Source organism: Rhodococcus ruitaii (genome assembly GCF_055230935.1).
This window is the reverse complement of sequence record NZ_JBUYWC010000017.1, coordinates 139,990-150,171: the sequence shown is the minus strand read 5'-3', so window position 1 is coordinate 150,171 and position 10,182 is coordinate 139,990. Positions and strand designations below refer to the sequence as shown.

At 63.5% G+C, this 10,182-nt stretch carries 11 protein-coding genes; 1 reads left to right on the top strand and 10 read right to left on the bottom strand.

Features of this window, described 5'->3' with window-relative positions:
- Positions 1-734: 734 nt before the first annotated feature.
- A complete protein-coding gene (murA, locus tag ACZI8W_RS21455) occupies positions 735-2,006 on the bottom strand; it encodes a UDP-N-acetylglucosamine 1-carboxyvinyltransferase (protein WP_463370530.1) in 1,272 nt (423 codons plus the stop codon).
- Positions 2,007-2,063: 57 nt separating this feature from the next.
- Here murA and ACZI8W_RS21450 point away from each other — a divergent pair, with 57 nt between their 5' ends.
- On the top strand, positions 2,064-2,636 hold the full coding sequence (locus ACZI8W_RS21450) for a cob(I)yrinic acid a,c-diamide adenosyltransferase (protein WP_463370529.1): 573 nt from the start codon (positions 2,064-2,066) through the stop codon (positions 2,634-2,636).
- A 9-nt stretch (positions 2,637-2,645) separates the two neighbouring features.
- On the opposite strand, the gene ACZI8W_RS21445 is transcribed toward ACZI8W_RS21450, so the two are convergent.
- From ACZI8W_RS21445 to atpB, 9 genes are all read right to left on the bottom strand, one after another.
- Positions 2,646-3,068 carry a DUF2550 domain-containing protein gene (locus tag ACZI8W_RS21445; protein ID WP_463370528.1) on the bottom strand — a complete coding sequence of 141 codons (423 nt, stop codon included), beginning with the start codon at positions 3,066-3,068 and terminating at the stop codon, positions 2,646-2,648.
- A 50-nt stretch (positions 3,069-3,118) separates the two neighbouring features.
- Positions 3,119-3,484, bottom strand: coding sequence for a F0F1 ATP synthase subunit epsilon (locus ACZI8W_RS21440; protein WP_463370527.1), 366 nt, complete (start codon positions 3,482-3,484; stop codon positions 3,119-3,121).
- A 6-nt stretch (positions 3,485-3,490) separates the two neighbouring features.
- A complete protein-coding gene (gene atpD / locus ACZI8W_RS21435) occupies positions 3,491-4,939 on the bottom strand; it encodes a F0F1 ATP synthase subunit beta (protein WP_463370526.1) in 1,449 nt (482 codons plus the stop codon).
- A gap of 6 nt (positions 4,940-4,945) precedes the next feature.
- A complete protein-coding gene (locus ACZI8W_RS21430) occupies positions 4,946-5,926 on the bottom strand; it encodes a F0F1 ATP synthase subunit gamma (protein WP_463370525.1) in 981 nt (326 codons plus the stop codon).
- Between the two features lie 48 nt (positions 5,927-5,974).
- Positions 5,975-7,618, bottom strand: coding sequence for a F0F1 ATP synthase subunit alpha (gene atpA / locus ACZI8W_RS21425; RefSeq protein ID WP_463370524.1), 1,644 nt, complete (start codon positions 7,616-7,618; stop codon positions 5,975-5,977).
- 61 nt (positions 7,619-7,679) lie between these two features.
- Positions 7,680-8,495, bottom strand: a complete 816-nt coding sequence (locus ACZI8W_RS21420; protein WP_463370523.1) for a F0F1 ATP synthase subunit delta — start codon at positions 8,493-8,495, stop codon at positions 7,680-7,682.
- Between the two features lie 5 nt (positions 8,496-8,500).
- Positions 8,501-9,058 (bottom strand): F0F1 ATP synthase subunit B, encoded by a 558-nt coding sequence (locus tag ACZI8W_RS21415; RefSeq protein ID WP_463370522.1) that lies wholly within the window; start codon positions 9,056-9,058, stop codon positions 8,501-8,503.
- Positions 9,059-9,067: 9 nt separating this feature from the next.
- A complete protein-coding gene (locus tag ACZI8W_RS21410) occupies positions 9,068-9,316 on the bottom strand; it encodes an ATP synthase F0 subunit C (RefSeq protein WP_463370521.1) in 249 nt (82 codons plus the stop codon).
- A gap of 97 nt (positions 9,317-9,413) precedes the next feature.
- Complete coding sequence (gene atpB / locus ACZI8W_RS21405; protein ID WP_463370520.1) at positions 9,414-10,097, bottom strand: F0F1 ATP synthase subunit A; 684 nt, start codon at positions 10,095-10,097, stop codon at positions 9,414-9,416.
- Positions 10,098-10,182 lie beyond the last annotated feature (85 nt).

Sequence of the window (10,182 nt, the reverse complement as noted above, 5' to 3'; positions counted from 1 at the left end):
GCCGCCAGCGTTCGTCCTGAGCCAGGATCAAACTCTCCGTAAAAGACTCATAATCAACACCCCGAAGGGCTGATCAGTCAAAGACATCGAGCCAAATCACTAGCATACAAACTCAAACTAGCAAAAAACACTGACCACTCGCAGACGGAAGAATGCGAGGATCAGCACACAACCACCACACACACTGTGTGTGGGGTCGCACCAAAAAACAATTTTGGCACTGACATTCATCGGCACACTGTTGAGTTCTCAAAGAACACGCACACACCGTCGATCGCGGATCATTGTCCGTCATCTCGGGGGTTACTTGTTCGGTCTTGCAACCGCTTCAGGAAGCGGTGCGGCCTCCAACCTTACCAGAAGGTTGACGGCCAGTGAACATTCAGGCGCCTGCGTCCAACCTCGTTGTCCCTGACCGTGTGGTCGGGGTCGGTGTCCGTGTCGCTCTGACCTGGAATAAGTTACGCGACTGTGAACGGACCACCAAACCCGCTGGTAGAAGACGTTTCACTCTGCATCTCTGCAGGTCACAGAACTGAGACACGTGCGGCGTCGGCAAGATCGAAGTTCGTGACGCGCAGCACAGCTCTCCAGCAGACCCGTCAGGGAGCTACACGTAGGTGAATTACGCCCTGCAGCACAGGATGCCGATGATCGGGCATACAAAGAGACGAGAGCCGGAGATCCCCCGGAGGCACAGTCCGTCGCGGTGCCGACGGAGGCGCAGTTCACCGTCAGGTACCGAAGTCGCCACTGCCGACGCGCTCGATGGTTCCGCCGAGTGCGGTCAGGATCTCCACGAACCTCGGGTATCCGCGATCGATGTGGTAGACGTCGTGGACTTCGGTCACCCCGTCGGCACACAGACCGGCGAGCACCAGCCCCGCACCCGCGCGGATGTCGGAAGCCCACACCGGTGCGCTCGACAACTCCTCGACGCCGCGGACCACTGCGTGGTGTCCGTCGGTGCGCGCGTCGGCACCGAGCCGGATCATTTCCTCGACGAATCTGAAGCGGGCTTCGAAGACATTCTCTGTGATCATCGATGTTCCATCGGCGACAGCGGCAAGTCCGATCGCCATCGGTTGAAGGTCGGTCGGGAACCCCGGGTACGGCAGAGTTGCAAAGTTGACTGCGCGAGGCCTGCCCCGCTGGACGACGTGGAATCCGTCGGCCTGCGGTGTCACCTCGGCGCCGGCACCACGGAGCTTCTCGAGTACCAATGCGATGTGCTTCGGATTCACTCCGCGGACCGTCATGTCGCCTCGGGTCATCACGGCCGCGATCCCCCATGTCGCTGCCACGATGCGATCTCCGATGCACCGATGCCTCGCAGGTTCGAGCGAAGGCACTCCCACGATATGAAGGGTGGTGCTTCCCGCACCGGTGATGCGCGCACCCATCTGCACCAGCATGGTGCAGAGGTCCACGATCTCGGGCTCACGAGCCGCGTTGTCGATCGTGGTCTCCCCGCTGGCCAGCACCGCCGCCATGAGGATGTTCTCGGTCGCACCCACGGACGGAAACGCCAACCGAATCGCTGCGCCGTGTAGATCGTCGGCCTCGGCAACCACGCATCCGTGCTCGATCGAGCTGTGCGCCCCCAGAAGACGAAGCCCGGTCTGGTGCATGTCGAGGGGACGGGAACCGATCGCGTCACCACCGGGAAGTGCGACCACCGCACGCCTGCAACGCGCAACCAGTGGGCCGAGGACGCACACGGAGGCACGGAACTGTCGTACCGCGGCGAAATCAGCATGGTATTCGGGTTGCGCGGGCGTTGTGATGCTCACTTCGTCGCCGTCGAGCACCACCTCACAGCCCAGGCCGCGCAACACCTCGGCCATCAACGGAACGTCGAGGATGTCCGGGCAGTTCGTGATCGTGCTGGTGCCCTCGGCGAGGAGAGCCGCAGCCATCAGTTTGAGCACACTGTTCTTGGCACCGCCGACACAGACGTCACCGACCAGCCGGCTACCGCCGGTCACAAGAAAGCGTTCACTCACAACGACACAGCGTAACCAGGTCTCCCGGAGTGCATCGGAGCCGGTACCGTGACGGCCATGGCTGTCCACCTCACAAGGATCTATACCCGCACCGGCGACGACGGGACGACGGGCCTGAGCGACTTTTCCAGGGTCTCGAAGAACGATGCTCGGCTGGTCGCGTATGCCGACTGCGACGAAACGAATGCTGCGCTAGGTGTCGCGCTCGCGCTCGGGTCGGTTCCCGACCGTGTCGTCCCGGTGATCCAACAGATTCAGAATGATCTGTTCGATGCAGGAGCAGACCTGTCCACTCCGGTCGTCGAGAATCCGAAGTACCCGCCGCTGCGGATCACACAGGAGTACATCGACCGGCTCGAACGGTGGTGCGACGAATTCAACGAAGAGCTCGAGCCGCTCAATTCGTTCATCCTGCCTGGTGGTACTGCGGCTGCAGCGCTCTTGCATACGGCACGCACCGTTGCCCGTCGCGCGGAACGCTCTGCCTGGGCGGCCGTCGAAGCCGCACCCGACGACACGAACGTTCTTCCGGCGAAGTACCTCAACCGGTTGTCGGATCTACTGTTCATCCTCAGTCGACTCACGAATCCCGACGGCGACGTGCTCTGGAAGCCCGGAGCGGGCGCGTAGCGGTTTCGTTCATCCGAGCCGGCGGCGCTGCGATCGCTCGTCAGGCCTGGACTCCAGCCACGACAGGAATGCCGTGCGTGCGCCGCTGTCGAGCGCTACCTCGTACGCACTGCCGTCGTCGACGATCCCGAGTATCGCGATGTCGTCGGTCATGATGTCGGACTCGCTCCCTTCGGGGGCGCGCCGCGATCGCACATCTATTCCCTGACGGCTCATCCGTGAGTCCGGTCCGGGCTTGATGCTCGACAGCTTGTAGAAGACGAGCGTGTTGTCGCCGTAGCGGATGATCCCATGCCTCCAACCGGCACCATCGGCACGAGGCATGACACGCACGATTGCGGCGGTACCACCGCCGCGAAGTTTGGTGAATCTATAGAGAAAAGCCGCGACCGAAGCCGCGAGCAGGACCACCAGGATGATGAGAACGATCATTCCTACTGACACTGCTCGTCGGCTCCGTCGCGGCTGTCCTGTTGCTCGGCTCAGGCGCGCTCGACGGCCCGCAGGCGGCCCTTGGCCACCGCGATCTCGGCTTCGTCCTGACTCTCGGCCAGAACCGCCTTGGCGGACTCTACGTCGATCGAGTCCACGAGATCTGCGGATTCTGCAAGCACGGTCACGGTCGTGGCGGTCACCGAGAGGAACCCGCCGTGCACCGCCAGGACGATGCGCTCGCCGTCCACGGTTTTGACGGACACGACGCCACCCTCGACGAGCTGGCCGAGAATCGGTTCGTGACCGGCCATGACGCCGATCTCGCCCTCGGTGGTCTGAGCGGTGACCAGCGTCGCCGTGCCGGACCACAGGCGCTCCTCGACAGCGACCACGTCCACGGTCATTTCAGCCATCGCGGCCTACTTCCCGGCGATCTTCTTGGCTGCGGCCTCGACGTCGTCGAGTCCACCGCAGCTGTTGAACGCCTGCTCGGGCAGGTGATCGAACTCGCCCTTGCAGACGCGGTCGAACGCCTCGATGGTGTCGGCCAGCGGCACGACGGAGCCCGGCTGACCGGTGAACTTCTCGGCGACGATGAAGTTCTGGCCGAGGAACTTCTGAAGGCGACGTGCACGGTTGACCGTGACCTTGTCCTCTTCGGAGAGCTCGTCCATGCCGAGAATGGCGATGATGTCCTGCAGTTCCTTGTACTTCTGCAGGATCCGCTTGACCTCGTTGGCGACGCGGAAGTGATCCGCACCGACGATGCCCGGCTCCAGGATGCGCGAGGTCGACGTCAGCGGGTCCACAGCCGGGTAGATACCCATCTGCGAAATCGGACGCGAGAGTTCGGTGGTCGCATCGAGGTGCGCGAACGTGGTCGCGGGCGCCGGGTCGGTGTAGTCGTCGGCGGGGACGTAGATCGCCTGCAGCGAGGTGATCGAGCGGCCTCGCGTCGAGGTGATGCGCTCCTGGAGCTCGCCCATCTCGTCCGCCAGCGTCGGCTGGTAGCCCACGGCGGAAGGCATACGACCGAGAAGGGTCGACACCTCGGAGCCTGCCTGGGTGAAGCGGAAGATGTTGTCGATGAACAGCAGGACGTCCTGGCCCTGAACGTCGCGGAAGTACTCCGCCATGGTCAGTGCGGACAGGGCGACGCGCATACGCGTTCCCGGCGGCTCGTCCATCTGGCCGAAGACAAGGGCGGTGTCCTGAAGGACGCCCATCTCTTCCATCTCAAGGTGGAGGTCGGTGCCCTCACGGGTGCGCTCACCGACACCGGCGAACACCGAGGTACCGGAGAACTCACGCGCGATACGGGTGATCATCTCCTGGATGAGAACGGTCTTGCCGACACCGGCACCACCGAACAGACCGATCTTGCCGCCCTTGACGTACGGGGTCAGCAGGTCGATGACCTTGATGCCCGTCTCGAGGATCTCGGTCTTGCCCTCGAGCTGATCGAAGGCCGGGGGCTTGCGGTGGATGCCCCACTGCTCGCCGTCACGACCGAGGCCCGGGGTGTCGAGGCAGTCGCCCAGTGCATTGAAGACGTGGCCCTTGACGACATCACCGACGGGCACGGAAATCGGACGACCGGAGTCGGTGACGGCGGCGCCGCGCACCAGACCGTCGGTCGGCTGCATGGAGATCGTGCGGACCAGGTTGTCACCCAGGTGCTGCGCGACCTCAAGGGTCAGGGTCTTCGCCACGGACGCCAGAGTGACCTCGGCGTGGAGGGCGTTGAACAGCTCGGGCACGGCGCCACGCGGGAATTCCACGTCGACGACGGCGCCGATGACGCGGACGACGCGCCCGGCCAGGGCCGACGCCGCACCGGCGTTGTTGTCGGTAACTGCTGCGGTCATTGTGGTTCAGTCACTTCCTGCACTCGAGGCGAGCGCACCGGCACCGCCGACGATCTCGCTGATTTCCTGGGTGATCTGGGCCTGGCGGGCCTGGTTCGCCTGACGGCTGAGGGTGTTCACCAGTTCCGTAGCGTTGTCGGTTGCGGCCTTCATCGCGGTACGACGGGCGGCCGATTCCGAGGCAGCCGCCTCCAGTAGCGACGCATAGATGCGTGTGTTGATGTACTTCGGCAGCAACACCGCGAGAAGCATCGACGCTTCCGGTTCGAAGTCGTAGTCGGGTTGGGGGCCAGCGGTAGCTTCGAGTCTACTATCGGAGAGCGCATCCTCACCGAGTTGGACTTCGTCCACGGTGACGCTGACCTCGAGCGGCGCCAAGCGGCGCACCTCGGGGGTCTGGGTCAGCATGGACACGAACCGGGTGTAGACGATGTGGAGCTCGTCGACGCCCTCGATGGTGCCTTCTCCATTGGGATCGGGAACGTCGGAACCGGAACCTGCCATGAACAGCTCGACCAGGTGCCGGCTCGCCTTCGCAGCGTCGGTGTAGCGGGGCTCCTGCGAGAACCCGGTCCACGCACCCGCGACCGAGCGCTCGCGGAACGTGTAGAACGCCAGCCCTTTACCACCCAGCACATACAGCACGGGCTCTTTGCCCTCGCTGATCAGCAGCCGGCGAAGCTCCTCCGCTTCCTTGAGGACGTTGGAGTTGTACCCACCTGCCATACCGCGGTCGCTGGTCACAACCAGCACTGCGGCACGCTTCGGGTTCTCGCGCTCGTTGAGCAGGGGATGATCCAACGACGTGGACGCACTTGCCAATTCCGAGAGGACCTTGGTGATTTCCTCGGCGTACGGCTTGGATGCTGCCACTCGGGCCTGGGCCTTCGTGATGCGCGACGTCGCGATCAGTTCCTGCGCCTTGGTGATCTTCTTGGTCGAGTTCACCGACTTGATCCGCGAGCGGAGCTCACGCAAGTTCGCCATTCGTCGATCACACTCCCTTCACTGGACGCTGGGTCATGGTCTCCACGCTCACTTACGAACGGAGGTGCGTTTGATGGAGACCTGCTCCTGCTCGACCTCGTCGGCTCCGAGAACCTCGGCCTCGGGGTCGTTCACGACACGACTTCCGTCGGAGGCGATGAAGCTCTCCTTGAACTTGTCGGTCGCGGCCTTGAAGGCATCGGCGGACTCGTCGGTCAGTGCCTTGCCACCGGCGATCTGCTCGTAGGCGCCCGCAGCGTTACGGTGCAGGTCTTCGAGAAGCTCTGCCTCGAAGCGACGGATGTCGGCGACGGGAACGGAGTCGAAGACGCCTTCACCGGCCAGGTAGATCGACACGATCTGGTCCTCGACAGCGATCGGTGAATACTGGTCCTGCTTGAGCAGCTCGACCAGACGCTGACCGCGCTCGAGCTGCGCCTTGGACGCAGCGTCGAGGTCGGAGGCGAAGGCCGCGAAGCCTTCGAGCTCACGGAACTGTGCAAGCTCGAGACGCAGCGAGCCGGAGACCTTCTTCATGCCCTTGGTCTGTGCGGCACCACCGACACGGGAAACCGAGATACCGACGTTGATCGCCGGACGGACACCCTTGTTGAAGAGGTCGGACTCGAGGAAGACCTGGCCGTCGGTGATGGAGATGACGTTGGTCGGGATGTAAGCCGAGACGTCGTTGGCCTTGGTCTCGATGATCGGCAAGGCCGTCAGCGAACCGCCGCCGAGTTCGTCGGACAGCTTGGCGGAGCGCTCGAGCAAACGCGAGTGCAGGTAGAAGACGTCGCCCGGGTATGCCTCACGTCCCGGCGGGCGACGGAGCAGCAGGGAGATGGCGCGGTATGCCTCGGCCTGCTTGGTGAGGTCGTCGAATACGACGAGGACGTGCTTGCCCTGGTACATCCAGTGCTGACCGAGAGCCGAGCCGGTGTAGGGGGCGAGCCACTTGAATCCGGCGGAGTCGGAAGCCGGAGCCGCAACGATGGTGGTGTACTCCATCGCGCCGCTCTCCTCGAGGGCCGCCTTGACACCCGCGATGGTCGAACCCTTCTGACCGATTGCGACATAGATGCAGCGGACCTGCTGCTTCGGGTCGCCGGTTTCCCAGTTCGCCTTCTGGTTCAGGATCGCGTCGATGCAGACGGCGGTCTTGCCCGTCTTGCGGTCGCCGATGACGAGCTGACGCTGGCCCCGCCCGATCGGGGTCATCGCGTCGATGGCCTTGATGCCGGTCTGCAGCGGCTCTTCGACGGGCTGGCGCTCCAGCACTGACGCGGCCTGCAGCTCGAGGGCGCGGGTCTCGTCGGCTTCGATGTCACCGAGACCGTCGATCGGCTGACCGAGCGGGTTCACGACGCGGCCGAGGAAGTTGTCGCTCACCGGCACCGACAGAACGTCGCCGGTCCGCTTGACTTCCTGGCCTTCCGCAATGCCCCGGAAGTCACCCAGGACCACGGCACCGATTTCGGTCGCCTCGAGGTTGAGGGCCACGCCCAGCACTCCGCCGGGGAACTCCAGCAGTTCGTTGGCCATCGCCGACGGCAGACCGCTGATGTGCGCGATGCCGTCACTGGTATCGACGACGACGCCGACCTCCTCGCGGGAGGCCTCCGGGGAGTAGCTCTCGGTGTAGTTGTCAATCGCGCTACGGATCTCGTCGGAGGAGATCGTCAGCTCCGCCATGTTCTTCCTGCTCTCGGTATCTTGGTCTTCGAAAAGATCTATGTGTGTGTTCGGAAGTGGACTACGTGAGGCTCTTGCGCACTGCTGCGAGTCGCCCCGCCGCCGTACCGTCGATGACCTCGTCGCCCACCCGGACGACCAATCCACTGAGAAGCTCGGGATCGACCTCGACGTGTACCGTCACAGGCTTCCCGTAGACGCGCGTCAGCGTCGCGGCAAGCCGACTCGACTGCTCTTCGTTGAGAGCGGCCGCGCTGCGCACATGGGCCACAGCCCGGTCGCGCTGCGTAGCGGCAAGTGCCGACAACTCGTCGAACGTGTCGGCCGGGGACGCTTTCAGGCGACCCACCGCATGTACCGCGAGGGTCGAGGTGATTGCCGTCGACTTGCCGTGGAGCAGTCTCGAAAGGAGCTCGCGCTTGGCCTCCACCGGCGTGCTCCGGTCGGAGAGCACCTGCTCGAGTTCGCCGTTGCCCGCAACGATGCGACCGAGCCGGAAGAGTTCGTCCTCGACGGTGTCGAGCTGCCCCTGGTTCGCTGCGGCCTTGAGCAGGGCCTCACGACCGAGCTGTACGAGCGAGTTGGTCAGGTCGGATTGCGCCGACCAGTCCTGGCCCACCGCGGCTTTCACGGTCGCGAGAGCTGGGGTCGAAACCTTGCTCCCGAAGACCTGCTCGGCCAACGTCTCGCGAATCGCCACGGGAGCCGAGGCGTCGGCCAGCGCACCGCGAAGGGTTCGCTGGCTGTCGAGCGCCTCGACCACCGTGAGCAGTTCCGAGCCGGCCTGAGCCGCAGCGGCAGTCTCGGCACCCGAGCCCAAAACGGACTGCAGTGCGGATCGCGTATGAGCGAGTGCCTCACGGCTTGCTGCGTACATTGTGCTCACTTTCCGGATGCAGAGTCAGCGCTGAGGGAGTCGAGTTCGTTGAGGAACCGATCGATCGAGCCGGCACGCTTGACATCGTCGGCGAGAGCCTCACCGATGATCTTCTCGGCGAGATCCACCGAGCTGCGACCGAGATCGCTCCGGAGCTCGGCCACGATCTGCTGGCGCTGGGCCTGCAGCTGGTTGTGACCGGTAGCGACGATACGGTCGCTCTCCTCCTGTGCCTGAATCTTCATATCGGCGATGATCTGCTGGCCCTGTGTGCGTGCTTCCTCGCGGATCTTCGCTGCCTCGGTACGCGCCTCGGCGAGCTGTGCACGGTACTGATCGAGGGCTTCGCGGGCCTCGCTCTGCACGGCTTCCGCGCGGGCCAGGCCACCCTCGATCTTCTCCGTGCGCTCGTCGAGAACCCGCTGCGCCATGGGGAGGATGAACTTCCAGAAGACGAACGCGACGACAGCCAGGGCGACGATCGACCAAACAATGTCGTATACCGCAGGGATGAGCGGATTCTGCTCGTCGGCTGCGAGGAGTTCGATAGTTGCTGCTGCCATGTCGATGTCTTAGAAAATGAAGCCGGCGACAAGGCCGATCAGCGCGAGGGCCTCGGTGAATGCGATACCGAGGAACATCGTGGTACGGACCTGTCCGGCCATTTCAGGCTGACGGACCATGCTCTCCATCGCCTTGCCCACGAGGATACCGATGCCGATACCGGGGCCGATCGCGGCGAGGCCGAAACCGATGGCGCCGTAGCCGCTCACGGTTGTGGTGGTCTCGAGGGCTTCCTGAGCCAAGTACGCGACGCTCATGGTGATTTTTTCCCTTTCTGTTGGCCTCGCCCAGAGGACGGTGCGAGGCTCAGTTCTCGGTACAGCCGGGATGGCCCGGCCGGTCGAATTGTCGTGCCTAGTGCGAGTCTGCGTGCAGTGACGTATCGATGTACACGGCGGTGAGCAGCGCGAAGACGTAGGCCTGCAGGAAGATGACCAGCAGTTCGAAGAAGGTGAAGCCGATGGCCGCTGCAACCGAGGCAACACCGAAGACAGCGGTGAAGTTCCCTGCCTCGAAGAAGAAGTACCAGGCAGAACCGAAGAACAGCACCAGCAGGATGTGTCCGGCCAACATGTTGGCCATGAGACGGACCATCAACGTGAACGGACGCAATATGAACGTCGAGATGAACTCGATCGGGATGAGTAGGACGTGCAAGGCCGGCGGCACGTTGGGCACAATGATGCTGCTCTTGAAGTACTTGAGGAACCCGTACTTCTTGATACCGACGTAAAGGAACGTCACCCACGCGAACAACGCCAGCACCATGGGCATGGCGATTCGTCCGTTGGACGAGATGTTCATGAACGGCAGGATCGCCGAGAAGTTGGTCGCCAGGACTGTGAAGAAGATCGTGGCGATGACCGGCAGGAATCGCTTGCCTTGGGCCTTCCCGAGGATCTCTTCGGCAATGTGGATGCGCACGAAATCGATGGCGAACTCCGCGACGTTCTGCACACCGCGCGGCACGAACCTCGGGTTCCGCAAGGCGAGTACGAAGAATGCCAGCAGGACGGCAACCATGATGAGGCGGAGCATCACCAGTCGGTCGATCTCGAACGGAGTGCCGCCGAAGAGAATGGCAGGTGGGTTGAAGTCGGCGAGAGTCGGCGGTGTATACCCC